The 23,307-nt window shown below is 71.6% G+C and carries 27 protein-coding genes; 12 read left to right on the top strand and 15 right to left on the bottom strand.

What is annotated here, in order from left to right:
* Together QSK36_RS34405 and QSK36_RS34400 are read left to right on the top strand one after the other, a co-directional pair.
* The coding region (locus tag QSK36_RS34405) for a family 1 glycosylhydrolase (RefSeq protein ID WP_285785256.1) at window positions 1–497 on the top strand (497 nt) is incomplete at its 5' end.
* A 130-nt stretch (window positions 498–627) separates the two neighbouring features.
* Window positions 628–1,437, top strand: a complete 810-nt coding sequence (locus QSK36_RS34400; protein WP_352241407.1) for an SAM-dependent methyltransferase — start codon at window positions 628–630, stop codon at window positions 1,435–1,437.
* Between the two features lie 53 nt (window positions 1,438–1,490).
* On the opposite strand, the gene QSK36_RS34395 is transcribed toward QSK36_RS34400, so the two are convergent.
* Both QSK36_RS34395 and QSK36_RS34390 read right to left on the bottom strand, forming a co-directional pair.
* Entirely contained in the window at window positions 1,491–2,675 is a 1,185-nt protein-coding gene (locus QSK36_RS34395; protein WP_183544536.1) for a globin domain-containing protein, read from the bottom strand.
* 73 nt (window positions 2,676–2,748) lie between these two features.
* Window positions 2,749–3,177: an RrF2 family transcriptional regulator gene (locus QSK36_RS34390; RefSeq protein WP_139576739.1), complete on the bottom strand. Its 429-nt coding sequence runs from the start codon at window positions 3,175–3,177 to the stop codon at window positions 2,749–2,751.
* A gap of 93 nt (window positions 3,178–3,270) precedes the next feature.
* On the opposite strand from QSK36_RS34390, the gene QSK36_RS34385 reads away from it, so the two are divergent.
* The 6 genes from QSK36_RS34385 (at window position 3,271) to QSK36_RS34360 (ending at window position 6,266) form a co-directional block, all read left to right on the top strand.
* Window positions 3,271–3,837 (top strand): cysteine hydrolase family protein, encoded by a 567-nt coding sequence (locus tag QSK36_RS34385; protein WP_285785255.1) that lies wholly within the window; start codon window positions 3,271–3,273, stop codon window positions 3,835–3,837.
* Between the two features lie 83 nt (window positions 3,838–3,920).
* Window positions 3,921–4,571, top strand: coding sequence for a protein-L-isoaspartate O-methyltransferase family protein (locus QSK36_RS34380; RefSeq protein WP_285785262.1), 651 nt, complete (start codon window positions 3,921–3,923; stop codon window positions 4,569–4,571).
* 180 nt (window positions 4,572–4,751) lie between these two features.
* A complete protein-coding gene (locus QSK36_RS34375) occupies window positions 4,752–5,084 on the top strand; it encodes a hypothetical protein (RefSeq protein ID WP_285785254.1) in 333 nt (110 codons plus the stop codon).
* 192 nt (window positions 5,085–5,276) lie between these two features.
* Window positions 5,277–5,546, top strand: a complete 270-nt coding sequence (locus QSK36_RS34370) for a hypothetical protein (RefSeq protein ID WP_183544532.1) — start codon at window positions 5,277–5,279, stop codon at window positions 5,544–5,546.
* Window positions 5,547–5,611: 65 nt separating this feature from the next.
* Complete coding sequence (locus QSK36_RS34365) at window positions 5,612–6,001, top strand: hypothetical protein (protein WP_285785253.1); 390 nt, start codon at window positions 5,612–5,614, stop codon at window positions 5,999–6,001.
* A 97-nt stretch (window positions 6,002–6,098) separates the two neighbouring features.
* Window positions 6,099–6,266: a hypothetical protein gene (locus tag QSK36_RS34360; RefSeq protein ID WP_285785252.1), complete on the top strand. Its 168-nt coding sequence runs from the start codon at window positions 6,099–6,101 to the stop codon at window positions 6,264–6,266.
* A 33-nt stretch (window positions 6,267–6,299) separates the two neighbouring features.
* Here the strand turns inward: QSK36_RS34360 and QSK36_RS34355 are convergent, their stop codons facing one another.
* The gene (locus tag QSK36_RS34355) at window positions 6,300–7,898 is read right to left on the bottom strand and encodes an acyl-CoA synthetase (protein WP_502883391.1); all 1,599 of its coding nucleotides are present in this window, start codon (window positions 7,896–7,898) and stop codon (window positions 6,300–6,302) included.
* Window positions 7,899–8,064: 166 nt separating this feature from the next.
* Between QSK36_RS34355 and QSK36_RS34350 the strand changes: the two genes are divergently transcribed.
* Window positions 8,065–8,859, top strand: a complete 795-nt coding sequence (locus QSK36_RS34350; RefSeq protein WP_285785251.1) for an inositol monophosphatase family protein — start codon at window positions 8,065–8,067, stop codon at window positions 8,857–8,859.
* Window positions 8,860–8,865: 6 nt separating this feature from the next.
* On the opposite strand, the gene QSK36_RS34345 is transcribed toward QSK36_RS34350, so the two are convergent.
* The 3 genes from QSK36_RS34345 to QSK36_RS34335 form a co-directional block, all read right to left on the bottom strand.
* Window positions 8,866–10,878 carry an ArnT family glycosyltransferase gene (locus tag QSK36_RS34345; protein WP_285785250.1) on the bottom strand — a complete coding sequence of 671 codons (2,013 nt, stop codon included), beginning with the start codon at window positions 10,876–10,878 and terminating at the stop codon, window positions 8,866–8,868.
* A gap of 186 nt (window positions 10,879–11,064) precedes the next feature.
* Window positions 11,065–11,208 carry a hypothetical protein gene (locus QSK36_RS34340; protein WP_183544523.1) on the bottom strand — a complete coding sequence of 48 codons (144 nt, stop codon included), beginning with the start codon at window positions 11,206–11,208 and terminating at the stop codon, window positions 11,065–11,067.
* Window positions 11,209–11,313: 105 nt separating this feature from the next.
* Window positions 11,314–12,186 carry a LysR family transcriptional regulator gene (locus QSK36_RS34335; protein ID WP_285785249.1) on the bottom strand — a complete coding sequence of 291 codons (873 nt, stop codon included), beginning with the start codon at window positions 12,184–12,186 and terminating at the stop codon, window positions 11,314–11,316.
* Window positions 12,187–12,302: 116 nt separating this feature from the next.
* On the opposite strand from QSK36_RS34335, the gene QSK36_RS34330 reads away from it, so the two are divergent.
* Window positions 12,303–13,166: an aldo/keto reductase gene (locus QSK36_RS34330; protein WP_285785248.1), complete on the top strand. Its 864-nt coding sequence runs from the start codon at window positions 12,303–12,305 to the stop codon at window positions 13,164–13,166.
* 8 nt (window positions 13,167–13,174) lie between these two features.
* On the opposite strand, the gene QSK36_RS34325 is transcribed toward QSK36_RS34330, so the two are convergent.
* Together QSK36_RS34325 and QSK36_RS34320 are read right to left on the bottom strand one after the other, a co-directional pair.
* Window positions 13,175–14,044, bottom strand: a complete 870-nt coding sequence (locus QSK36_RS34325) for an ACT domain-containing protein (protein WP_285785247.1) — start codon at window positions 14,042–14,044, stop codon at window positions 13,175–13,177.
* A 112-nt stretch (window positions 14,045–14,156) separates the two neighbouring features.
* Window positions 14,157–14,534 (bottom strand): VOC family protein, encoded by a 378-nt coding sequence (locus tag QSK36_RS34320; RefSeq protein WP_285785246.1) that lies wholly within the window; start codon window positions 14,532–14,534, stop codon window positions 14,157–14,159.
* Between the two features lie 180 nt (window positions 14,535–14,714).
* Between QSK36_RS34320 and QSK36_RS34315 the strand changes: the two genes are divergently transcribed.
* On the top strand, window positions 14,715–15,539 hold the full coding sequence (locus QSK36_RS34315) for an SAM-dependent methyltransferase (RefSeq protein WP_183544516.1): 825 nt from the start codon (window positions 14,715–14,717) through the stop codon (window positions 15,537–15,539).
* A 39-nt stretch (window positions 15,540–15,578) separates the two neighbouring features.
* On the opposite strand, the gene QSK36_RS34310 is transcribed toward QSK36_RS34315, so the two are convergent.
* From QSK36_RS34310 to QSK36_RS34280, 7 genes are all read right to left on the bottom strand, one after another.
* On the bottom strand, window positions 15,579–16,382 hold the full coding sequence (locus tag QSK36_RS34310) for an ABC transporter permease (protein ID WP_183544514.1): 804 nt from the start codon (window positions 16,380–16,382) through the stop codon (window positions 15,579–15,581).
* Window positions 16,379–17,353: an ATP-binding cassette domain-containing protein gene (locus QSK36_RS34305; protein ID WP_183544512.1), complete on the bottom strand. Its 975-nt coding sequence runs from the start codon at window positions 17,351–17,353 to the stop codon at window positions 16,379–16,381. The genes QSK36_RS34310 and QSK36_RS34305 overlap by 4 nt, the downstream gene beginning before the upstream one ends.
* Window positions 17,354–17,381: 28 nt before the next feature.
* Window positions 17,382–18,227, bottom strand: a complete 846-nt coding sequence (locus tag QSK36_RS34300) for a DUF4097 family beta strand repeat-containing protein (RefSeq protein WP_183544510.1) — start codon at window positions 18,225–18,227, stop codon at window positions 17,382–17,384.
* Between the two features lie 90 nt (window positions 18,228–18,317).
* Window positions 18,318–18,863 (bottom strand): toxin-antitoxin system HicB family antitoxin, encoded by a 546-nt coding sequence (locus QSK36_RS34295; RefSeq protein WP_183544508.1) that lies wholly within the window; start codon window positions 18,861–18,863, stop codon window positions 18,318–18,320.
* Between the two features lie 172 nt (window positions 18,864–19,035).
* Entirely contained in the window at window positions 19,036–19,647 is a 612-nt protein-coding gene (locus QSK36_RS34290; protein ID WP_183544507.1) for a TetR/AcrR family transcriptional regulator, read from the bottom strand.
* A gap of 17 nt (window positions 19,648–19,664) precedes the next feature.
* A complete protein-coding gene (locus tag QSK36_RS34285; RefSeq protein WP_183544505.1) occupies window positions 19,665–21,281 on the bottom strand; it encodes an MFS transporter in 1,617 nt (538 codons plus the stop codon).
* 36 nt (window positions 21,282–21,317) lie between these two features.
* Entirely contained in the window at window positions 21,318–22,271 is a 954-nt protein-coding gene (locus tag QSK36_RS34280; protein ID WP_183544503.1) for a DNA polymerase domain-containing protein, read from the bottom strand.
* Window positions 22,272–22,471: 200 nt separating this feature from the next.
* Between QSK36_RS34280 and QSK36_RS34275 the strand changes: the two genes are divergently transcribed.
* Entirely contained in the window at window positions 22,472–23,284 is an 813-nt protein-coding gene (locus QSK36_RS34275; protein WP_183544501.1) for a methyltransferase domain-containing protein, read from the top strand.
* Window positions 23,285–23,307 lie beyond the last annotated feature (23 nt).

The raw sequence follows: 23,307 nt of genomic DNA, 5'->3' as shown, positions 1-23,307 counted from the left end.
CCCTGCGCTCGGCGTTCGACCTGGGCGTGCGCACCGTCACGCCGGAGGACGCGCGCACCAGCGGGCTGGGCTGGGTGGTGGAGCCCGAAGGGCTGTACGAGACCCTCGTCGGGCTGACCTCCCGCTATCCGGACCTGCCGCCCGTCTACATCACGGAGAACGGGTACGGCGACGACGGCGTGCTCGAAGACAGCGGGCGCGTCGATTACCTGCGCGACCACCTGGCCGCGACCCGCGACGCGATGGAGGCGGGCGCGGACGTGCGGGGTTACTTCTGCTGGTCGCTGATGGACAACTTCGAGTGGGCCCGGGGCTACTCCGCCAGGTTCGGCCTGGTGCACGTGGACTACGACACCCAGGTGCGCACGCCGAAGGCCAGCTTCCACTGGATGCGCGACTTCATCGCCGACCCGGTCGTCGCCGCTCCCGCCACGACGGGCCCGGTCGACATCCTGGTCGCCGGCACCCCGGGGGGTGAGCGCCCGGCGGGGGACTGAGGAGTCCGCAGGGCTCCGGGTTGACCGGCCGCGCCCTGGCACGTGCCGGTCAATTCCCCCTTTGATGCGCCGAATCCTGATTAATCGGCTACGTTTTGATCAACGTACGAGCGCATCAGGGGCAGGACGCATGAACATGGAGCAGGGTCCGCCGGGAATCGACGTGACGGTCCCCAGCGTCGCCCGGATCTACGACTACCTCCTCGGCGGCAAGGACAACTTCGCCGTCGACCGGGCGGCGGCCGAAAGGCTCATCGAGCTGACCCCGAACGCGCGTGAGGGCGTGCGGACCAACAGGCGCTTCATCCGCCGGGCCGTGACCCTCATGGCCCGGGAGGGCATCCGCCAGTTCCTCGACATCGGCGCCGGCCTGCCGACGCAGGAGAACGTCCACCAGGTCGCGCTCGGCGAAGCCCCCGACGCGCGGGTGGTCTACGTCGACAACGACCCGATCGTGCTCGCCCACGGACGGGCCCTGCTGGCCGACAACAGCCAGACGATCGTCGTGGACGGCGACCTGCGCGAGCCCGAGGCCATCCTCGGCGACCCCCGGATCAACGAGCACATCGACTTCGGCAAGCCGGTGGGCCTGCTCATGGTGGCCGTGCTGCACTTCATCCCCGGCACCGAGGACGCCGAGCGCATCATCGCCACGCTGCGCGACCGGCTCGCCCCCGGCAGCGCGATGGCCATCAGCCACCTGTCGTACGGCGACCTCGACGAGGAGAAGATCCGCGAGGGGCGCGAGCTGTACAAGAACACCTCCGCCGGCGCGGTCACCCCGCGCACCCACGCCGAACTACTGCGGTTCTTCGACGGGTTCGACCTGGTGGAGCCGGGTCTGGTCGTGACCGAGGAGTGGCGGCCCGAGCCCGACGAGCCGAAGCTGCCGAGGATTCCCGGCGTCGACGGCTACGCCGGCGTCGGCCTGCTGCGCTGACCCGGCCTCGGTGAGAGGGCCCGCCGCGGGCGAGCGGCGGGCCGGTCACCGGATCACGCGGCCGCGATCCACAGGTCGGGGCCGAACACCTCGTAGTGGATGCCCGAGGAGGGCACGCCCAGCTCGACCAGCTGCGCGCGCACGGCCCGCATGAACGGCAGCGGCCCGCACAGGCAGGCCACGACGTCCCCGGGCAGGTCGATCGCCGACAGGTCGGCCAGGCCCACGGCGGCGACATGGCCGGCGGCATGCTCCTCCGGCAGGTCCTCGTACCACCGGTGCAGGGTGGCGCCGGGCAGGGCCGCGACCAGGTCCGCGAGTTCGTCGCGGTGGACGTGCGCGTCCGGCGAGCGGTCGGCGTGCACGACCAGCACGCGCCGCTCAGAGCCGATGGCGGCGAGGTGGTCGAGCATCGACAGGATGGGGGTGACCCCGATCCCCGCGGAGGCGAGCAGCAGCGGGCCGTCGCCCTCGGGCAGGGTCAGGTCGCCGAAGGGCGCGGAGACCGCGAGCACGTCACCGGCCCGGACATGCTCGTGAAGCCAGGCGGAGACCTCGCCCTCGGGGGTGCCCTCGCCGCGCACCCGCTTGACCGTGATCCGCCAGTCGCCGCGCTCCGGGGCGTTCGACAGGCTGTACTGCCGGATCTGCCGCGCCCCGTCGGGCAGCGTCACCTGGACGCTGACGTACTGACCCGGCCGGAAGGACATCGGGGTGTCCGGGCGCAGGAGGAAGGAGACCACGTCCGCCGTCTCGTCGCACCGCTCGACCACCGTGGCTCGCGTCCAGCCCCGGCCCGCCTCGCGGTAGAGGTCGCGCTCCAGGCCGATCAGCGTCTCGGCCATGAGCCAGTAGACCTCGTCCCACGCCTGGGCGACCTCGGGCGTCACGGCGTCGCCAAGCACCTCGACGATCGCGCCGAACAGGTACTTGTGCACCACGGCGTACTGCTCCTCGGTGATGCCGAGGGAGGCGTGCTTGTTGGCGATCCTGGACAGCATCGTGCCGGGAAGCACTCCCGGGCGCTCCACCAGCGCGGTCGCGAACGCGGCGATCGAGCCCGCCAGCGCGACGCGCTGCTCACCGTTGGCCTGGTTGCCGCGGTTGAACAGGTCGCGCAGCAGCTCCGGGTTGTCGGCGAACATCGTGTCGTAGAAGCGGGCGGTGATGTCCTGGATCGCACCCGCGATCACGGGCAGGGTGGCGCGGACCGTCGCGGCCGACTCCGGGGAGAGCATGGCATCCTCCAAATTGGTATCTGATATGCAAATTTAACGCCACGAACCTGCTGGTTCTTCCCATTGATGCTGGTCAGGAAAGACTAAGCAGCACCGGCCTCGACGACGAGGAGGCCAGCTGATCCACAGTGATCGGATCGAGGGAGGCGTAGAAGGCCTGCTGTGCCGCGCGCAGCGCGCCGCGCAGGCTGCAGACGGCCCGCAGCGGGCAGGGGATCTCCCCCTCGCAGGTGACGACCTCCTCCTCTCCCTCCAGTTCGCGGACCAGCCACCCGATCGAGGCCGTACGGCCGAACTCGGTCAGCTCCAGGCCGCCCCCGCGTCCCCGGCGGGCCTCCACGACGCCGAGGTGCTGCAGGCGGGCGATGGCCTTGGCGGTGTGGTTGTAGGGGATCACCATCGCGTCGGCCACCTGGCGGGTGGTGAGCGACGCCCCCGGTTCCAGGACCGCCAGGCGCATGGTGACGCGCAGGGCCAGGTCCGTGAACTTCGTCAACCGCACACCCTGACGCTATCAAATCGGTATGTAGCACTCCAATTTGGGGCGCTTCGTACGGGAGCGAAGTTGTCGGTGGCCGGTTCTAGGGTGGACCCCATGACGACTCTTGCCGACCGCCCGAACACCGCACTGCTGGTCATCGACGTCCAGAACGGGGTGGTGGCGGGCGCCCCCGACCGCGACGCCGTCATCGCGAACATCGACACCCTGGTCGGCAAGGCCCGCGCGGAGGACGTGCCGGTGATCTGGGTGCAGCACTCCGACGACCACGATCTCCAGCGGGGGAGTGAGAACTGGCAGTACGTGCCCGAGCTGGCCCGGCAAGACGCGGAGCCGCTCGTCCACAAGAGGTACGGCGACTCGTTCGAGGACACCGACCTGGAGGCGTTGCTCGCCGAGCGCGGGGTGGGCCGTCTCGTCGTCACCGGCGCCCAGACCGACGCGTGCATCCGCTCGACCCTCCATGGGGCCTTCGTCCGGGGGTACGACGTGACGCTGGTCGGCGACGCGCATACCACCGAGGACCTCACCGCCTACGGCGCGCCGGCCCCGGAGCAGGTGATCGCGCACACGAACCTCTACTGGCAGTGGCAGAGCGCCCCCGGCCGCCGCGCGGGGACCGTCGGCACGGCGGAGGTGACCTTCACCGCCGACGCGGGCTGAGGTTCCGGCGCAGCTGAGGGGGCATCACTGAGGGTGAGCGGGCCGCGGATGGGGACGGCGCCGCTCACCGTCTGAACTTGAGCGTGGTGGACGTGACCGCAGCCGCCTGTCCCGAAGACCTCGTCCGGGCCGTCCGGGCGGTGGGCGTGCGTGACGAGCGCCTGCTCCAGGCCGTCCGCTCGACCCCGAGGGCCGGTTTCGTCCCCGCCGAGCACATCGCCCACGCGTACGAGGACGTGCCGATCCCCATCGCGCACGGGCAGGTGACGACCCAGCCGTCGCTGTCGGCCACGATGATCGAGGGACTGGGACTCACCGGCCGGGAGCACGTGCTGGAGGTCGGCAGCGGTCTCGGCTACCAGACCGCGCTGCTCGCCCGCATGGCCGCCGACGTGGTCAGCGTCGAGTTGTGGCCCGACCTCGTGCGCGGGGCGCGCCGCAACCTGGCCCGGCAGGGCATCCGCAACGCGGAGGTGCTCGTGGGCGACGGCGGCCGGGGGGTGCCCGAGCACGCCCCCTACGACGCCGTCATCGTCTCGGCCGCCTTTCCCACGGTCCCCGCGCCGCTGGTCGAGCAGTTGCGGCTCGGCGGTCGCCTGGTGCAGCCCATCGGCACGGGCGGCCGGGAGGAGGTCGTGCTGTTCGAGCGCACCGTCATCGGTCTCGAACCGCGCCAGGTCCTCACGCTGGCCCGCTTCGTCCGCCTCCACGGCCGCTACGGCTATCCGTCCTGACGGGAGATTCGCAGCGATTGGCGTAGTGCGGTATTCATGGTGGTCTATTCAATTCGTGGCTCGTGTCGTAAGATCAGGCGCCTCTGTTTCGTCGAGCTGATCGGGCCGTGATTGCGAAGAGTTTCCGCCAGCCGTGACGGTGACGACGGAGAGGAGTCAGCGCTCAGCGGATGTGGAAGTGTGGCGCTGATCGCCCTGGGATGCGGCGTCGGCGGACCCGTTCTGGACGCGTATCTTGTCGGAGGAATACAGCGGAACTGCACGGGTGACCTCAATGCCCCGGAGAAGTTCGCGGGATTCCTGTGGCTGATGGAGAGGGTCCCGGTGTTCGGGGTCATCGCGTTCGTCTCCGTCCTTTCCGTCGTGCTGCTGGATGTCGCCTCGCGGAAATTCGCATTCCTCGGATGGTGTCACTGGGGAAGGGCGCTCCTGCTGAGCTTGACCCTCGCGATCGCCGCGTCGGCCGTGATCGTCGTCCATGACGTCCACGCCGCGGGCCTGCGTCTTTGCTGAGGAGAGGGTGGTGGAAGTGGGACCGCTGGATGGAACGGACATGCCTGGCCGTCCGGTCTCGATGACGCGAAGGGCATCGAATTGTGCTCGAAACTCTGACGGACATCTCCCGGCCATTGCCGCCACAATCCGGAAAGGTGAAACCCGTAGTGGCCGGGCCGGCGTCCGCAACGCGGGATCGAAGGGCCGGGAATGCGTGAGGCGAGAAAGTTCCTGATCCCGGGTGCCTTGCTATCGATGGCGGACTCGGTGTCGACGCTGCTGGGTGTAGATGTCGTCGTCCCCTGGCCGCTCAAGTGGGGCATCCGTCTGGTAGCCATGACTCTAATGGTGCTGGCCCTGATCCTGATCTCGCGTTCTCATAACCGTGACCGCGGCACCCTCGCCTTCCAGAGCGAATCCGGCCGGGACCGCAGGCTGGAAGCCGTTCGAACGGGGCCATTGGATTGGAGGAGAGAGTGACACCGCGGCGTATTGGCATCATGCTTGTATCTCTGGGGGTGCTGACATGCGCTGTGGTGGTAGCTGTGCCGCGCATTCTCACGCCCGCTGGGCCGCCTCCTGAGCGTCCTGTGTTCACCGAGTGTCAAAAGGGCGCCGATAAGGCGATGTGTGACAAGGCTTACGAGGCCTACGGCGACTGCCGGGCAGGCGAATTTGCTCATTGGGGACGCCTTCAGTGTGAGAGTGGACTGCGGCTGCACGACGACTGCCGCGGCAAATATCGGCAACATGACGAGTCGGCGTGTGTGGTCGTCACTTACAACACGCTGCAGTGCACGGATGAGGGCATGGCCCTGCTGGAGTTTGATGGCCTAGGAAAAAACTTCCTCGCCTGTTTGATGAACCAGGAAGTACGGTTTCTGGATGTAAGCGCACAAGAGAACTGGATCTCGAGTGCCTCAAGCAGGCTGTAATGGACCAGCGATGCAGGGAGCGGTTGGAAGGGTGAGAACTCCCGTCATCCGTAGGATTCGCCGGCTGACGGCGATCGTTCAAGGTTCCGTTTTCCTGATGGCGGCTGCGTCGATCCCGCTGGAACCGCCGGGAGAGCACAAGTGGACGAATGTCCTGTTCGCCATCGGGGTCTCGCTCACCCTGGTCGTCATGGTGCTGATGCTCATCGAGATGTACCTCGACAGGAGGCGTGCGCCCGGGGCCGAGGACGATGAGGAGGTGTAGCGCGCCCGTCACCGCTCCCCGGCCGTGGCTGGTTCAGCGGGTGCCGGGGATGCGGTCGGCGAGGGCGGCGTGGCGGTCGCGGAGCTCGCGCTTGAGGATCTTGCCGCTCGGGTTCTTCGGCAGCGCGTCGACGAACGCGACGGCCTTGGGCACCTTGAACGCGGCGAGCCGCGCCCGGACGTGGGCCCGCAGCTCCTCCTCGGTGGCGGTCACGCCCGGCTTGGTCACCACGATCGCGACGACCGCCTCGATCCAGCTCGGGTGGCGGACGCCGACGACTGCCACCTCCGCGACCGCCGGGTGCTCGTAGACGACCTCCTCGACCTCGCGGCTGGCGACGTTCTCCCCGCCGGTCTTGATCATGTCCTTGATCCGGTCGACGACCGTGAGGTAGCCCTCCTCGTCCATCACCCCGAGGTCGCCCGAGTGGAACCAGCCGCCCCGGAACGCCTCGGCGGTCTTCTCGGGGTCGTCCAGGTAGCCGAGGATCGCGTGGGGGCTGCGGTGCACGATCTCGCCGATCTCCCCCGGAGGGACGTCGTTCCCGTCGGCGTCCACGACCCGCGTCTCGACGTTCAGGGCGGCCTGGCCGGCCGAGCCCGCCTTGCGGATCTGGTCCTCCGGCTGCAGCATCACCGCGACAGGCGCCATCTCGGTCTGGCCGTAGAAGTTCCACAGGCGCACGTCCGGCAGCCGCTCGCCGATCTCCCTCAGCACCTCGACCGGCATGATCGCCGCGCCGTAGTAGCCCTTGCGCAGCGAGGACAGGTCGCGCCGGTCGAAGTCCGGATGGCGCAGCAGCGAGATCCACACCGTGGGCGGCGCGAAGAACTTGGTCACCCCGTGGCGCTCGATCGCCTCCAGCACGGCGGCGGGGTCGGCTCCGGGGAGGATGTGGCTGGAGGCGCCCAGCTGGATGTCCGGCACCAGGAAGCAGTGCTGCTGGGCGCAGTGGAACAGCGGCATCGCGTGCAGTTCGACATCGTCGCGGGTCATGCCGCCGTCGATGACGCAGCTCGCGTACTGCGCGATCAGCGCGGCGTGGGACAGCACGGCGCCCTTCGGGCGTGACTCCGTGCCCGAGGTGTAGAGGATCTGCGCGGGGTCGTCCGGCCCGATCGGCACGACCGGCTCGGCCACGTCCCCCTGAAGCAGCGAGTCGAACGGCTCCCAGCCCTCCTCGGGCGCCGGGCTGTACACCATGCGCAGCCGCAGCCCGTCGGCCTGCTTGGCCGCGTCCCGCGCCACCGGCAGCAGGGCGTCCTGAGCGATCAGCGCGACCGCGCCGGAGTGGGACAGGACGTAGGCGATCTCGTCGGCGCCGAGCATGAAGTTGACCGGCACGAGGACGGCCCCGGCGCGGGCCACGCCGAAGATCGTCCGCACGTAGTCCACGCTGTTGCGCGACAGCACCGCCACCCGGTCTCCGGGACGCACGCCCCGCGCGGCCAGCGCGCCCGCCACCCGCGTCACGTCCTCGTCGAGCTCCGCGTACGTACGGGATCGGGCCGCGTCGGCCACGGCCAGACGGCCGGGGTGCCGCCGGGCGGAGCGCCGGAGCAGATCCGCGAGCGACTGGCGGCGGGCGAGGGCGACATCCGGCGAGGCGGGGGACATGAGCGGCTCCAACACCTGAACAGAGGAAACTTCTGGATCAGCCTAGTGAGAACCGATCGCCTTGGGGAGAGCCCCGCCTCGCGACGGCCGGGAGCGTGCGCTGCCGCGAGCCGAGGGGCCGCATCCGTGCATCACGACGGTGCCGACCAGCGTCACCCCGGGTCGTGATAGTCCTGTTCCCGTGTCGATCACGGACGAGGAACTGGCCCTGACGGCGGCGCAAGCCGGAGCCGCCGTCGTGCGCTCCATGTGGGGGACATCGCTGACGCGCTTCGCGAAATCCGCGGACGACTTCGCCACCGTCGCGGACATCGAAGCGGAGAAGGCCATCCTCGACGTCATCCGCACGGCTCGTCCGGACGACGCCGTGACGGGCGAGGAGAGCGGCCGCACCGGGCGGGACGGCGCGGAGCGCATGTGGCTGGTCGATCCCCTGTGCGGCACGCGGAACTACGCCGCGCGCACCATGCTCGTCGCGGTGAACGTCGCCCTGCGCGTGGGCTCGACCATCACGGCTGCGGCCTGTGCCGACCCGTTCGCGGGCGAGGTGTTCTGGACGGACGGCGTTCACGCCTACGTCCGCCGAGACGCCGTGGACGAGCCGCTCACGCCGTCGGCCGAGTCGCGACTGGTGGACGTCAACCTCGATCCGCCGTTCCCGAACGCACCGGACTTCCTGGCCGCCCGGCTCCTCGCCGACCCGGGCTTCGCCGAACGTTTCCACCCACGGGTCGTCTCCTCCACCCTGGCGGTGGCGTGGGTCGCCACCGGGCGGCGCGCCGCGTACGTCACCGACGGCCGTCTGCGCGACAGCGTGCACTTCGCGAGCGGAATCGCGGTGTGCCAGGCCGCTGGATGCGTGGTGACCGGCATCCACGGCGAACCACTGCACACCGGTGCCGGCGGGCTCGTCGTGGCTGCCGACCGGGAGACGCACACCGCGTTGCTGGAGATCATCGCCCGCGCCCATCGGTGAGCACGGTCAGGCGGCCGTTGCCGGAGTGGCCGTGGTGGTGAGGTCGAAGACCGTGACGCCGTCCACGGTCCGCGGCTCGAAGGTCTCCTGCACCCAGGCGGCGATCCGGGTGGCCTCGTCGTCGCCGCTCGTTCCGCCGCGGCCCGTGCCCATGCCCGTGCCGATGAAGTAGTGGATCCGTCCCTCGGCGACGTACTGCTGGAACCGCGCCAGCGTGGGCGCGGGATCGGTGCCGTTGAAGCCGCCGACGGCCATGACGGGTTCCTCCGTGGCCAGCTGATATCCGGCGGCGTTGTTGGAGCCGACGGTCGCCGCGGCCCAGGTGTAGCGCCCCGCGTCCGCGGACAGCAGCGCGGTGAGTTCGGCGCCGGGCGTCGCCGCGTTCAGCAGCCCGCCGCTCGCACCACCTCCTGGGCCACCTCCTGGGCCACCTCCCGGGCCGCCGCCTCCGGGGCCGCCCATGCCGCGCCCGCCGCCGAACCCGCCCTGACCGGGCCGTCCGGGGAACGCGCCGCGCGGACCGCCGTTGAAGCCGCCCCGCCCGAAGGCCCCGCGCGCGCCGAAGCCGCCGGGTCCGCCGAAGCCGCTCGGGCCCGCCGAGGGGATGGCGCCCGTGTGCGGGGTGGCCGCCGTCTCCACGGCGTACGCCGCAGGGCCGGCCAGGCAGGCCACGAGCCCGGCGACGGCGGCCGTGGCGAACAGCCGCACGCGCGCCCGCCGCAGGGCGAGGATCGCCACGGCGGCGACCGCGCCGGCGGCCGGGACCGCAAGCGCCAGCCAGGGGAGCCGGCCGGAGGCGCGTGACAGCAGCACCGAAGCCCACCAGGTGGTCACGACCACGGTCGCCGCGAGCGTGACGACGGCGGCGGGGCGGTGCCTGCGCTCCCACAGCAGGGCCGCGCCCATGCCCACGAGCGCGGCGACGGGCGGCGCCAGCGCGACCGTGTAGTACGCGTGGAAGATGCCCTGCATCAGGCTGAAGATCAGGCCGGTCACCAGCAGCCAGCCGCCCCACACGCCGAGCGCGGCGCGGGCCGGGTCGGTACGCGGCGCGCGGCGCAGCAGCCACAGCCCGGCCACCAGCAGGATGAGCGCGGCGGGCAGCAGCCAGGAGATCTGCCCGCCGACCTCGGTGTCGAACAGGCGCAGCAGCCCGGCCTGCTGGTTGGTGTTGCCGAGCCCGCCGGCCTCGTCGCCGTTGAGCCGGCCGAGGCCGTTGTAGCCGAGCGCGAGCTCGAGCACGCTGTCGTCCTGCGACCCTCCGATGTACGGCCGGGAGCCGGCGGGGATCGCCGCGACGATCGCCGGCCACCATCCGGCCGACACGAGGACGGCCAGGCCCGCGAGGGCGAGCTGTCCGAGCCGCCGGCGCAGGCTCGCCGGAGCCGCGACCAGGTAGACGAGCGCGAAGCCCGGCAGCACGAGGAACGCCTGGAGCATCTTGGCGAGGAATCCGGTGCCGACACAGAGCGCGGCGAGGACCAGCCAGCGGGTCTCCGCCTTCTCCTGCGCCCGCACCAGGCAGTACGCCGCCAGCGTGAGCAGCAGCACCAGCAGCGCGTCGGGGTTGTTGAACCGGAACATCAGCACGGCCACCGGGGTCAGCGCCATGACCGCGCCCGCTAGCAGCGCCGCCCAGACGGGGAAGCGGCGGCGGACGGTGGCGTACAGCACGCCCACGGCGGCCGTGCCCATCAGCGCCTGGGGGACCAGGATGCTCCAGGAGTTCAGCCCGAAGATCCGCACGCTTAGGGCCATCGGCCACAGCGCGGCGGGCGTCTTGTCCACGGTGATGGCGCCCGCCGCGTCGGAGGCGCCGAAGAAGAAGGCCGACCAGCTCGCGCTGCCCGCCTGGACGGCCGCCGAGTAGAACGAGTTGGCCCAGCCGGAGGCGCCGAGGCCCCAGACGTACAGCACCGCCGTGGCGGCGAGCAGCACGGCCGGGGAGAGCCGGGCGGGCACCCGGCGGGGTGCGGCTCCCACGGCCGGCCGGGGTGGGCGGAGTGTGTCAACGGTCACCGGGATCGTCCTTCGCGTCGTGTCGTCGTCTCACGACGCTAGGAAGCGCGTCTCGGCCTCCGCTGAGATCCGCATGAGGATCCGATGAAGGAAGCCGCCCGGAGCCCTGGGCCCCGAGTCCCGGCCGCGGGGTCCCGAGCCGCCTGGAGTCCCGGTTGCGGGCCGGAGCGCCCGGATCCCGGTGGGTCAGATGCTCTCGGGCTCGCCCTCGTCCACCTGGTACGTCGTCTCCCACGAGGCGCCGCAGTGGCAACTGCTCAGCTCCAGCAGCTGTCCGTCCTCGGTGACGGCGTAACCGTCGTTGAGGCGGACGTGGACGTGCACGCTCATAGGAGCCGCCTTCGTGGTCGTCGGCTGTTCGGGCGGCCCTGGGGCCGAACCCCCGAAGTCTTATGAGGTGTTATATACCAACTTGGGTGATTTTTGACTAGAAAGCTATCGAGCGGCGCGGTGGATCTCGTCCAGCAACGCCGCCGCCGCGGTGCCGCCGGGCGCCCCGCTCACCGCCACGGTCTCCCACATCGGAGCCGGATCCGCGAGCTCCAGGAAGCGCACACGAGCGGTCTTCGCCGAGAACGACCGCGGGACCAGGGCGACGCCGAGGCCGTTCCCCACGAGATCGAGCAGGGAGTGGACGTCGGTGACCTCCAGGGCCACGTGCCGGTCGACACCGGCGGCGGCGAGCGCCTCGTCGGCCCGCGTCCGGGTGCCCCAGTCGGGCGGGAAGTCGACGAACCGCTCGCCCCGCAGCGCCGCCAGCCCCACTCTCCCGAGCGCGGCCAGCGGGTGCCCCGGCGCGCAGGCCAGCACGAGCGGCTCGGCCGCGAGAGGGGCCACCACGACGTCGTCGGGCTCGCGCGCCGGGCGGGACACCAGGGCGAGGTCGAGGCGGCCCTCGCGCACCTGCTCGACCAGCTCGCCCGAGCCGCCGTGGCGCAGCCGGATGTCGAGGCCGGGATGGGCCGCCACGAACCCGGCGAGCACCGTCGGCAGGTGCACCGCGTGCAGGCACTGCAGCGAGCCGATGGACAGCGATCCGCGCAGCAGGCCCTGGACGGCGGCCACGGCGTCACGGGCCGCGTCGCTCGCCGCGAGCGCCCTGCGGGCCTCCACCAGCAGCGCCCGGCCCTCGGGTGTGAGCCGCACCTGCCGGGTGTTGCGCCGGAACAGGTCGGCGCCCAGCTCGCGTTCGAGCGCGCGGATGGACGCCGACAGGCCCGACTGCGCGATGTGCAGACGATCGGCCGCCCGAGTGAAGTGGCTCTCCTCGGCGACCGCCACGAAGTACCTGAGCTGCCGCAACTCCACCGCTTATCACCCACGCTGCTCAATGCGATCGAAATCTTCTGTTGGACGGCTTAATGCCGGATTCGCAGGATAGGACACAGAACTCTGATCTGTGTCCTTCGAAGGGGGATCTTCTTATGCGGACTCGCCGCATCGGCGACGTGCAGGTCGGCGCGATCGGTCTCGGGGCCATGCCGATGTCCATCGAGGGGCGGCCCGACGAGCAGCGCTCCGTCGCGACCATCCACGCGGCACTGGACGCCGGGGTGACGCTCATCGACACGGCCGACGCCTACCACCTGCACGCGGACGAGGTGGGCCACAACGAGCTGCTGATCGCCAAGGCTCTGGCGAGCTACGACGGGGACACCTCGGACGTGCTGGTCGCCACCAAGGGTGGACACCTGCGCCCGGGTGACGGCTCGTGGACGCTCGACGGCTCGCCCGACTACCTGAAGCAGGCGTGCGACGCCTCGCTCAAGCGGCTGGGCGTCGACGCGATCGGCCTCTACCAGTTCCACCGGCCAGACCCGCGGGTGCCGTACGAGGAGTCGGTCGGGGCGATCCGCGACCTGCTGGACGCGGGCAAGATCCGTTACGCCGGCATCTCGAACGCCGACCCCGAGCAGATCCGCCAGGCTAACGACATCCTCGGCGGCCGTCTGGTCGGCGTGCAGAACCAGTTCTCCCCGGCCTTCCGCTCCAGCGAGCCGGAGCTGGAGCTGTGCGCGGAGCTGGACATCGCGTTCCTGCCCTGGAGCCCGCTCGGCGGCATCTCCAGGGCGGGCGAGCTGGGCTCGCGCTTCGCGCCGTTCGCGGAGGTGGCGCGGGCCCACAACGTGAGCCCGCAGCAGGTGTGCCTGGCCTGGATGCTGGCCAAGGCGCCTGTGGTGATCCCGATCCCCGGCTCGTCGCGGCCGGAGACCATCCTCGACTCGGTGAAGGCGGTGGACCTGGAGCTGTCGCCCGAGGAGCTCGGCCGGCTCGACGCGGCGGGCTGAGGACTACCTCACTCGTCCGCCCACTGACGGTTGCGGGCCGCCGCGGCCAGCGCGGCGGCCCGCGCCGTCTCGGTCGGCGTGAACGGCAGGTCCGGCCGCCGCGCCACCAGCACGCCGCCGTCGGGCAGGGGGATGGCCATCACGGTCGGTCCTTCCTCGGGAGCCGGCTCGCCGGGGCCATGCCTGCGGATGTCCGCCGTGCGCAGCAACTCGGTCATGGCCGCGACCAGCTCGCCCGGGTCGTCGCGCACGCGCCGACCCAGCAGCAGCGCCTGGATGCCGGGGTCGATGAGGTCCCTGACCTGGGCGGGGACGATGACGGCTTCCGCCCCGCCGGCCCGGTCGACCGCGCGCCACAGGTCGAGGGGCGTCAGCGAGGCCGGGGCCTCGACGATGAACTCGTCCAGGGCGTCGCAGCCTCCCGGCAGCATCGACGCGCTCCCGGCGGGCGCGATCTGCAGGGCGAGGATGTTGCAGCGCAGCCGGGCGAACGCCCCGGCGAGCGCGGCGAGGCGGCCGGGGCGCTCGGCGACCCTGGCCCGCACCCGCCACAGGCTCGTGGGCTGCTCCGCCCTGACGCGGGCGCGTGGCCGTACGCCTCCCGAGGCCGACAGCCGCCGGTGCACGGCCGAGCCGAGGATCAGCGCCAGGCCGAGGCCGACGAGGACCACCGGACCGGGGTCCCGGTGGCCGAGCAGGGTGGTGAGCACGTGGGCGAGGCCGACGGCGAGGAAGAGCGCGGCCAGCTCCGCGACCTCCCGCCGCCAGGACCGGACGCCGTGGTGCCGGTGATGCGGGTGCCCGTTATGCGGGTGCCGGGGATGCGGGCCGGGAGACGCGTGCCCGCCCCCGTCGGCGGCATTTCTCGGTTCGCTCATACCCGGCAGTCTGACCAGACGTTGTTACGCGGTCACGGTCCGTGGAATGTCGCCCGCATTAATCCGCTTTCACACGGCCGCCGTCCTCGCCGCCAGATCATCAGGGTGCCGGTCATTCCGTCCTGACCCAAAGACAGAACGGGTGCCCCGCCGGATCGAGGTAGACCCGCACGTCGTCCTGCGGCTGGTGGTCGGCGAGGGTGGCGCCCGCCTCGACGGCGTGGGCCCCGGCGGTGTCGAGGTCGTCCACCTCGATGTCGAGGTGGAGCATCATCTGCTGCTCCCCGGGCGCCGCGGGCCATACGGGCCGCTCGTACAGCTTCTCGGTCTGGAACGACAGGCCCGTCCCGCCGCCGGGCACGCGCAACGTCACCCATGCGGGCTCGTCGTCATCGATCGGCCAGCCCAGCAGCCGCTGGTAGAAGGCCGCCAGTTCGCGCGCGTCGGGTGCGTTGAGCACCGCCGCCGTCAGGGTCATGCGTGGCGTCATGCGTCCTCCTGAGATCGTCACCGTGCCGCTGCGCCGCGTTTCCCGTGCCGCTGCTCCGCGTTGCCCGTGCCGCTGCGCCGTTGCCCGTGCCGCTGCCCTGTTGCCCGCGGGTGAATCTCAGGGGATGATCTTCAAGGTCATGGAATCCGTGGGAGCGATCCCATTGGCGAGGAGCGACGCATGGACGACTTCGGACAGGCACCGGCGGGCATCGATCCCACCGTCCCCAGCGTCGCCCGGATGTACGACTACTACCTGGGCGGCAAGGACAACTTCCCGGCCGACCGGGAGGCCGCCGAGAAGATGCTCGCCATCGGCCGCCAGATGGGCAACGACGGGCGGGAGATCGCCCGGGAGAACCGCGGCTTCCTCGGCCGCGCCGTACGGCACCTGGCCGAGTCGGGCGTGACCCAGTTCATCGACATCGGCGCCGGGCTGCCGACGCAGGAGAACGTCCACCAGGTCGCGCAGCGCCACGCCCCGGGATCGCGGGTCGTGTACGTGGACAACGACCCCGTCGTCCTCGTTCACGCGCGGGCGCTGCTGGCCGACAACCCGGACACGATGGTCATGAGCGGTGACCTGCGCGACCCCGGCGCCATCTTCGACGACCCGTCGGTGCGGGCCCACATCGACTTCACCCGGCCGTTCGCCGTGCTCATGGTCGCGGTGCTCCACTTCGTCTCCGAGGACGAGGTCGCCGACCGGATCGCGGCGAGCGTCCGCGAACGGCTGGTCCCGGGCGGACACCTGGTGCTGTCGCACATCCACAAGGGCGACGTCCAGGAAGAGGTCGTCGAGGCGAGTAAGCAGGTCTACTCGGCCACCTCCTCCGGCGGGCTCGCGGGCAGGCCGCTGGCGCGGATCGCGTCCTACTTCCACGGCCTGGAGATGCTGGAGCCCGGCCTGGTCCCCGTGCAGGCGTGGCGGCCCGACGTCCCCTGGGAGGTGCCGGCCGACACGAGCCGGTCCGGCATCGTGGGAGCCGTCGCCCGCAAGCCCTGACCGGGCGCCGGGCCCGTCGCCGACCGGCGGCGCGGGTGGTCAGGCGCTGACCGCCTTCTTGTAGAGGCGGGTCGCCAGCGGGATGAACACGACCAGGATGACGGCGATCCAGAGCAGCGACGCCGGGATGGCGTGGTGCAGGGGCCAGGCGTCCGAGGTCTTCATCGCGGTGCTGGTGTTGCCGAAGAGCTCGCGTGCGGCCTGCGTGATGGTGGAGACGGGGTTCCACTCGGCGACGACGCGGAGCGGCGTGGGCAGTTCTGAGCTGTCGAGGAAAGCGTTGGAGACGAACATCAGCGGGAAGGAGAGCATGGTGGCGATGTTGTTGAAGCTCTCCGGGGTGCGCAGGGCCAGCGCGACGGCCGCGGTGAACCAGGAGAACGCGTAGGCGAACAGCAGCAGCAGCCCGAAGCCGAGGACGGCCTCGTAGGGCGAGGTGTGCACCCGCCAGCCGACGATCAGTCCCATCACCGCCATGACGACCAGGCTGGCGAGGTTCATCAGCAGGTCGCTGACGGTCTGGCCGATCAGCACCCCGGACGGGGCCATGGGCAGCGAGCGGAACCGGTCGAAGATGCCCTTCTGCAGGTCCAGGGTCAGTGTGTAGCCGGTGATCTGCGCGCTCATGATCACGGCTTGGACGAAGATGCCGGGGAGCAGGAACTCCCGATACGACATCCCCGGGACGTCGATGACGCTGCCGAAGACGTAGGCGAACATCAGCACGAACACGATCGGGAACATGATCGCGGAGCCGAGCAGGTCGGGCGATCGCCTGATCTTCAGGGTGTTGCGCCTGGCGATGGTCCAGCCGTCGGTGATGGGCATGGTGAGCGCGTTCATCGGGCGGCCTCCCGGGCCTGGGGGTCGGTGCCGGACGCCTGGTGCCCGGTCAGGGTGAGGTAGACGTCGTCGAGGGTGGGCCGCCGCAGGCCGGCGTCGCGCACCCGGACTCCGGCGTCGGCGAGCAGGCCGAGGACCTGGCGGAGCGACTCGGGCCCGTCGGTGACCGGGGCGGTGATCTGGAGCGATTCGGGCACGGTCCGCACGGCGCCGACGGCGAACCGGGCGAGGGTCTGCCGGGCGGTCTCCAGTTCGGCGGCGTCGGTCACGGTCAGTTCGATGCGGTTGCCGCCGATCTGGTCCTTGAGCTCGTCGGCGGTGCCGCGGGCGATGGCGCGGCCGTGGTCGACCACCATGATCTGGTCGGCGAGGTGGTCGGCCTCCTCCATGTACTGGGTGGTGAGCAGCAGCGTGCTGCCGGCCGCGACGAGTTCCGAGATGGCGTCCCACAGCGCGGCGCGGGCGCGGGGGTCCAGGCCTGTGGTGGGTTCGTCCAGGAACAGCACCGGCGGATCGGCGACCAGGGCGCCGGCGAGGTCGATGCGGCGGCGCATGCCGCCGGAGTAGCCCTTCACCGGACGATCCGCGGCGTCGGTGAGGTCGAAGCGTTCGAGCAGCTCACGGGCTCGGGCCTTGCTGCGCCTTGCGCCCAGGTGGTAGAGCCGTCCGATCATCTCCAGGTTCTCTGCGCCGGTGAGGTGCTCGTCGACGGCGGCGTACTGGCCCGACAGTCCGATGGACGAGCGCAGCCGCCGGGCGTCACAGACGACGTCGCATCCGGCGACGGTGGCGCGGCCGCCGTCGGGGCGCAGCAGCGTGGTCAGGACCCGCACCGTCGTGGTCTTGCCGGCGCCGTTCGGGCCGAGCAGGGCGAGCACCGTCCCTTGCGGGACAGCGAAGCTCAGCCCGTCGAGAGCGGTCACCTCGCCGTATCTCTTGACCAGTCCTTCGGCGGTGATCGCGTCGCTCATGGGGGGTCTCCTTGCTGGTGTTCGGAGGTCAGGACCGGTGGATGTCGATGTCGCCCCAGTTGGTGTTCACGTGCACCTCGACGACCGTGTCGGTCGCCTCGGGGCCTTCGGCGGCGTCGAGGGCGTTGCGCACCACGCCGTTCTTGGAGTGCAGGTCCAGCCAGGCGGCCGTGCCCTCGGCGATGCCGACGCCGACCTTGCCGTAGCCGGTCTCCAGGTGGACGGTGCCGCTCACGGCCACGTGGATCCGGATCCCGCCGTGCGCGGTCCTGGCGGTGAGGTCGGCCAGCACGCGGTCGACGGTGATGTCACCGTGGGCGGTCTTCAGTTGCAGGTCACCGGTCGCTTCGCCGAGGGTGATGGCGCCGGTGGAGGTTTTCAGCGTGCCGGGGCCGTCGATGGTTCCGATCCGGATCGCCCCGGTGGAGGTGGTCACCTCGGCGGGTCCGGTCACCCGGTCGACGGAGACGTCGCCGTACGACGCCTTGGCCTCCAGAGGGCCGGTCTCCTCCAGGCGCAGGCCGCCGTACGAGCTCTGCAGGACGGTCTGGCCGAGCGGGCCGGTGGCGATGAGGTCCGCGGCACCCTGGGTCTCGACGCGGGAGCCGGCCGGTAGTTCGACGGTCACGTCGATGAAGCCGCGCCAGGGCAGCAGATATCTCAGGGCCTTCGGCTTGGGGTCCTTGACCAGCAGTCGTCCGCCGGAGAACTCGACGATCGTCCGCTCGGCGGCCTGCACGCTCGCCTCGCTGGACGGGTCGCTGGGGCGCACCTCCACCACGGTGTCGGCACGGTCGCTCGCGTGGACGCGGACCTGGCCGAGGTAGATCTGGATGTCGGCGGTGATCGGCTCGGGGGTGTCGAAAGCAGGCATGGCGGAGCCCTCCTCACGGGTCTGGTGGAACATCCCGGCCTCGGGGCCGGGCGATGAGTGGTGACGGGTGATGAGACCGGGCGGGCGCCGCTAGCGCACCCAGCCGGTGTAGCCGCGCCCGCTGCGGGGCTGCTTCGGCCGGTCGGCGGGACCGCTCACGGCGCCTGGCTCGAACGCGGCGGAGACGGCGCGGACCAGCCAGGCGTTGACCGAGATCCCCTGCCGGGCGGCCGCCTCTTCCACACGCACCTTGAGCGGCTCGGGCAGCCGCAGGGTCACCCGCGCGGTGCCGCCCTCCTCGCCGAACGGCGGCCCGGCAGGCGGGGTGGCCTCCGGCGCCGCCGGCGGCGCGGTCTCCGCCCCGCCGGCCGCGCCCCCCGGAGACGGCGCCGGCTGCGGTGGCGTCACCACGAACGCCGGGTCACCGCCGCGTAGCCGCACGTCGACCGAGCCCGGTGCGAGATCACGGGTGATCTCGTCCGCCGCCGCCGACAGCGCCTCCAGCAAGGTGAGCCTGGCGGCCGATTCGAGGGCGCCGGTGAGGCGTTCGGCCAGAGCGCGGGCGTCCGGACCGCCCGCTTCGGCGGCGACGGCGAGCTGCCGGCGGAGGTTCTCGACGTATGGCATCAGATCCATGACCCAACTATGACGCCACTCTGACGTCAAGTCAATCGGCTATGACGTCAGTCCGCATCAAAGATGATGTCATCTGCAGGAATAGCGCAGGACGGCGAGCCGATCGGCGACGCCGCCGTCGTGAGCCGGGCCGGTGCTCGCGTCCGCCGGACGGCAGGGATCAGCGCAGGGATCAGCGCAGGGCGCGGGTGAGCACGTCGAGGGTGATCTCGATGATGTCGTCCGGATCCGTCGCCACGGGCTCCGGGACGTGTGCCGCCGCGTCGGGCATGAGGCGGCGGGCCCCCGCCCGCAGCACTCCCCACGCCAGCTCGGCCCGCAACGCCGGATGGTCGGCCCCGGCCTCGCGCAGCGCGTCGGCGAGCGGTGCGATCAGCGCGCCGTGCAGCTCGTCCACCCGGACCCGGCACTCGCCCGGCAGCCCGATCGCCTGCAGCGCCGGGATCAGCGCGTAGTCGGGGCTGCCGACGAAGTCGAGCGCGGCCCTGCCGTACGCGCGGATCCTGCCGGGCAGCGAGCCATCCGGGCCGGCGGGGGCGATGGCGGCGCGCAGGCGGGCCGACCAGCGGGGAAAGGCGTCCTCCACGAGCTGCGCCAGGATGTCGGCGGTGGAGGCGAAGTAGCGGTAGACGCTGGAGCGGGCCAGGCCGATCCGGGCGCCGACGGCGGCCGGGGTGAGCGCGTGCACACCCTCGGCGGCCAGGATCTCCCGCGCCGCCTCCAGCAGGGCGGCGTGCTGGTTGGCCCGGTGATCCGCGACGGTCGCCGCGCTGATCCTCGGCATTACCCCCTCCAGGGTCGCTACATGTCCAGGTCGCGACCTCCAGTATCCGGCCCGCCGGCCGCGACCCGCTCCGGCGACTCGTCCTTCACGGCCGGTGTGCGGGGGAGCAGGAACGTGACGCCGACCCCGGCCAGCAGCGCCAGCGCCGTGATGAACGTGACCCTGCGGGTCGCCTCGGCGGCGGCCTCGACCGCCGCCGCGTGGATCACCGGGTCGCGGAGCGCGGGGATGGCGGCGCCGGCGCTCTCCTCGACCGCGCGCGCCGCACTCGTCCGCACCTGCTCGGGCCGGTCGGCGAGCCCGCGCTCGACGGCCGAGCCGAGGCCGGCCACCAGCACCCCGCCCAGGATGGCGACTCCCAGCGCCGCGCCGAGCTGGCGGACCGTGCTCTGGAGCGCCGACGCGCCGCCGGACAGACGCGCCGGCACGTCGGCCATGAGGACGCCGGTGAGCTGCGCCGTGGCGAAGCCGATGCCCGCGCCGTAGAGGAGCAGCCACGGCACGGGCCGCCAGGCGCCCATGTCCGGCGCGAGGGACAGGCCGATGCCGGCCGCGCCGACGGCCTCCATGCCCAGGCCGATCCGCACGATCGTCCGCGGGGACAACGTCTTCGACAGCGGGGGGACCAGCCCGCCCGCGAGGAAGGTGCCGAGGGCCAGCGCGGCGATGACGAGACCGGCACGGAAGGCGGTGTAGCCGAGCGCGGACTGCAGGAAGAGCGGCAGCACGAGGATCATGCCGAACTCGCCGAGCGCCACGATCACCGCCGCCATCGCGCCGTAGCGGAAACTCGGCAGCTCGAACAGCGTCAGGTCGACGAGCACGGGCCGGCCGGCGCGCTCGCGCCGCCGTTCGCGTACGACGAGGGCGACCAGCGCGAGGATGCCGACGCCGAAGGCGAACGGCACGGGGGAGACGCTCTCGAACCGCAGGCCGAACAGGTCCGCGGTCCGCCGCGGCTCCCACCAGCCGTACTTCTGGCCCTCGATGAGCGCGAAGACGACGCCGGTCGTGCCGAGCACGGCGAGGACGAGTCCGGCCAGGTCGCCACCCGCCCTGTGGCCGTCGCGTGATTCGGGCACCCGCAGCGAGCCGAGCAGGAGCAGCGCGCCGATGGGCAGGTTGATCCAGAAAGCGGCCCGCCAGCCGTGCTCGGTGACGAGCCAGCCCCCCACCAGCGGGCCGACGGCGGCCATGCCGCCGATGATGGAGCCCCAGACCGCGAAGGCGATCACCCGCTGACGGCCCACGTAGACGCGGTTGATGATCGCGAGGGTCATCGGCACCGCCATCGCCGCCCCCACGCCCTGCACGGCCCGTACGCCGATGAGCATGGGCCCGTTCACCGACGTCGCCGCCAGCACGCTCGCCAGCAGGAAGACCGCGACGCCCAGGGCGAACAGGCGGCGCCTGCCGTACCGGTCGCCGGCCCGGCCGAACGGGATGAGCAGCGCCGCGAACATCAGCGAGTAGATCGAGTTGACCCACTCCACGTCGGTGGCGCCCAGGCCCAGGTCGGCGATGATCGCGGGCACCGCCACGTTCACGATCGTGGCGTCGATGACGACCATCGACACGCCCGTCGCGAGCACGACGAGGGGGATCCAGCTTTGGCGCGATGTTGGCGACGACATGTCGCGAACTATAGCAACACCATGTCGCCAACTTGCTCACGAGGGGGCGCGGCGGGCGCGGGCGCGGCGCTTGCCCTCGTGCATGGCCTGGACGCGGGCGACCGGGATCGTGTGGCCTTCCTCGATCAGGTCGCGGGGCAGCCGCTGGGGCTCCGGCATGAGCGCGGCCCAGGGGTCGCCGTCCCGCAGCAGCCCCGCCGCCGTGTGGACGGTGAAGTCGCCGGGGGTGATCCGGTCCAGGTCGTCCCAGGCCACCGGGAACGACACGGGAACGCCGGGCCGTACGCGCGGGCTGTAGGCCGCCACCACGGTCGCCCCGCCCGACCGGGTCGAGTCGATGAACACCCTGTCCCCGCGGTCCTCCCGGATGAACGCCGTCGTGGCGAGGGCGGGGTCGAGGCGCTCGGCGCGTACGCCGAGCGCGCGGGTGGCCGCGGCGACGTCCTCCGTCGTGTGCGCCTCCAGCGGCACGAACACGTGCAGGCCCTTGGCGCCGCTGGTCTTCACCGCTCCCGAAAGACCGGCGTCGGCCAGCGCCCGGCCGGCCAGGCGGGCGGCGGCGACGGCCTGCGGGAACGCCTCGGCCGACGGCGGGTCGATGTCGAGCACGAGATGGGTCGGACGGTCCCAGTCGCCGGCGTGGACGAGGGCGGGGTGATACTCCACCGCCCTCTGGTTGGCGAGCCACAGCAGGGTGCGCCGGTCGTCGCACAGGGCGTACGACACCCGCCGCTGCGACGACTCGGCCCAGAGAGTGACCGTCCGCACGAAGTCCGGGGCGTAGGAGGGCACGTTCTTCTGCATGAACGGCGCCTGGCCCTGCCGCACCCGCACCACGGACAGCGGCCGGTCGCGCAGCACCGGGATGACGCGGTCGCGGACCGCGTCCAGGTAGTCGACCAGGTCGCGTTTGGTCGCGCCGGCGCCGTCGAACAACGGCTGGTCGAGGTTGGTCAGCGTGACTCCGTCGCGCACCTCATCGCTGGTCATCGCATCACCATGCCCGCGCTCGGGCCGGGGAATCAACCGTCCAGCGGGGCCGGATAGCCGCGCAGGACCTTCTTCGGCTCGCGCACCCCGGCCTTCCGCTCCTCCCCGGAGGTCGCTCGACCCGGCTGAGCGGCATGGCCTCTGTCTCTCAATGTGAGACATAATTGCTCAAATAGCGAGACCTGTGGAATGGTCTCCGCATGGCACAAGAAACGGCCGTGTACACCCACGGCTTTCACGAGTCCGTCCTGCGCTCCCACCGCTGGCGCACGGCCGCCAACTCGGCGGCGTACCTGCTGGGCGCGCTGAAGCCCCACATGCGGATCCTGGACGTCGGCTGCGGTCCTGGCACGATCTCCGCGGACCTGGCCGAACTGGTGCCGCAGGGCGAGGTGATCGGGCTCGACACCGCACCCGGCATCCTGGAGCAGGCGCGCCGCGAGGCGGAGGGGCGCGGCCTGGGCAACGTGAGCTTCACGACCGGCGACGTGCACGCGCTCGACTACCCCGACGCCTCCTTCTGCGTGGTGCACGCCCACCAGGTGCTCCAGCACGTCGGCGACCCGGTGGGCGCGCTGCGCGAGATGCGGCGGGTGACCAAGCCGGGCGGGATCGTCGCGGTGCGCGACTCCGACTACGCCGGCTTCGTGTGGTATCCGCAGGTTCCGGCCCTGGACGACTGGCTGGACCTCTACCGGCGGGTGGCCCGCGCCAACGGCGGCGAGCCCGACGCCGGGCGCCGCCTGCGCGCCTGGGCCGGGGAAGCCGGGTTCACCGACATCACCTCGTCATCGTCCACCTGGTGCTACGCCACCCCGGAGGAGCGGGAGTGGTGGGGCGGGCTGTGGGCCGACCGCACGGTCCAGTCCTCCTACGCCGAGCGCGCGGTCGCGGTCGGCCACGCCACGCAGGACGACCTGCGGCGGATCGCCGACGGCTGGCGGGAGTGGGCCGCGAGCGAGGACGCCTGGTTCAGCGTCCTGCACGGCGAGATCCTCTGCCGTGTGACCTGACGACCCGGCCCGTGCCCGTACGT

The organism is Microbispora sp. NBRC 16548 (assembly GCF_030268985.1).
Taxonomy (GTDB): Bacteria; Actinomycetota; Actinomycetes; order Streptosporangiales; family Streptosporangiaceae; genus Microbispora; species Microbispora catharanthi.
The sequence above is the reverse complement of the archived record's forward strand: the minus strand, read 5'-3'. Positions and strand labels throughout refer to the sequence as shown.

Coding starts and splice junctions, on each gene's coding strand:
- QSK36_RS34400 (WP_352241407.1), top strand. CDS start 628: ATGAACATGGAGCAGGGTCCGCCGGGAATCGACGTGACGGTCCCCAGC.
- QSK36_RS34395 (WP_183544536.1), bottom strand. CDS start 2,675: ATGCTCTCCCCGGAGTCGGCCGCGACGGTCCGCGCCACCCTGCCCGTG.
- QSK36_RS34385 (WP_285785255.1), top strand. CDS start 3,271: ATGACGACTCTTGCCGACCGCCCGAACACCGCACTGCTGGTCATCGAC.
- QSK36_RS34370 (WP_183544532.1), top strand. CDS start 5,277: ATGCGTGAGGCGAGAAAGTTCCTGATCCCGGGTGCCTTGCTATCGATG.
- QSK36_RS34360 (WP_285785252.1), top strand. CDS start 6,099: ATGGCGGCTGCGTCGATCCCGCTGGAACCGCCGGGAGAGCACAAGTGG.
- QSK36_RS34340 (WP_183544523.1), bottom strand. CDS start 11,208: ATGAGCGTGCACGTCCACGTCCGCCTCAACGACGGTTACGCCGTCACC.
- QSK36_RS34330 (WP_285785248.1), top strand. CDS start 12,303: ATGCGGACTCGCCGCATCGGCGACGTGCAGGTCGGCGCGATCGGTCTC.
- QSK36_RS34325 (WP_285785247.1), bottom strand. CDS start 14,044: ATGAGCGAACCGAGAAATGCCGCCGACGGGGGCGGGCACGCGTCTCCC.
- QSK36_RS34320 (WP_285785246.1), bottom strand. CDS start 14,534: ATGACGCCACGCATGACCCTGACGGCGGCGGTGCTCAACGCACCCGAC.
- QSK36_RS34315 (WP_183544516.1), top strand. CDS start 14,715: ATGGACGACTTCGGACAGGCACCGGCGGGCATCGATCCCACCGTCCCC.
- QSK36_RS34310 (WP_183544514.1), bottom strand. CDS start 16,382: ATGAACGCGCTCACCATGCCCATCACCGACGGCTGGACCATCGCCAGG.
- QSK36_RS34305 (WP_183544512.1), bottom strand. CDS start 17,353: ATGAGCGACGCGATCACCGCCGAAGGACTGGTCAAGAGATACGGCGAG.
- QSK36_RS34300 (WP_183544510.1), bottom strand. CDS start 18,227: ATGCCTGCTTTCGACACCCCCGAGCCGATCACCGCCGACATCCAGATC.
- QSK36_RS34295 (WP_183544508.1), bottom strand. CDS start 18,863: ATGGATCTGATGCCATACGTCGAGAACCTCCGCCGGCAGCTCGCCGTC.
- QSK36_RS34290 (WP_183544507.1), bottom strand. CDS start 19,647: ATGCCGAGGATCAGCGCGGCGACCGTCGCGGATCACCGGGCCAACCAG.
- QSK36_RS34285 (WP_183544505.1), bottom strand. CDS start 21,281: ATGTCGTCGCCAACATCGCGCCAAAGCTGGATCCCCCTCGTCGTGCTC.
- QSK36_RS34280 (WP_183544503.1), bottom strand. CDS start 22,271: ATGACCAGCGATGAGGTGCGCGACGGAGTCACGCTGACCAACCTCGAC.
- QSK36_RS34275 (WP_183544501.1), top strand. CDS start 22,472: ATGGCACAAGAAACGGCCGTGTACACCCACGGCTTTCACGAGTCCGTC.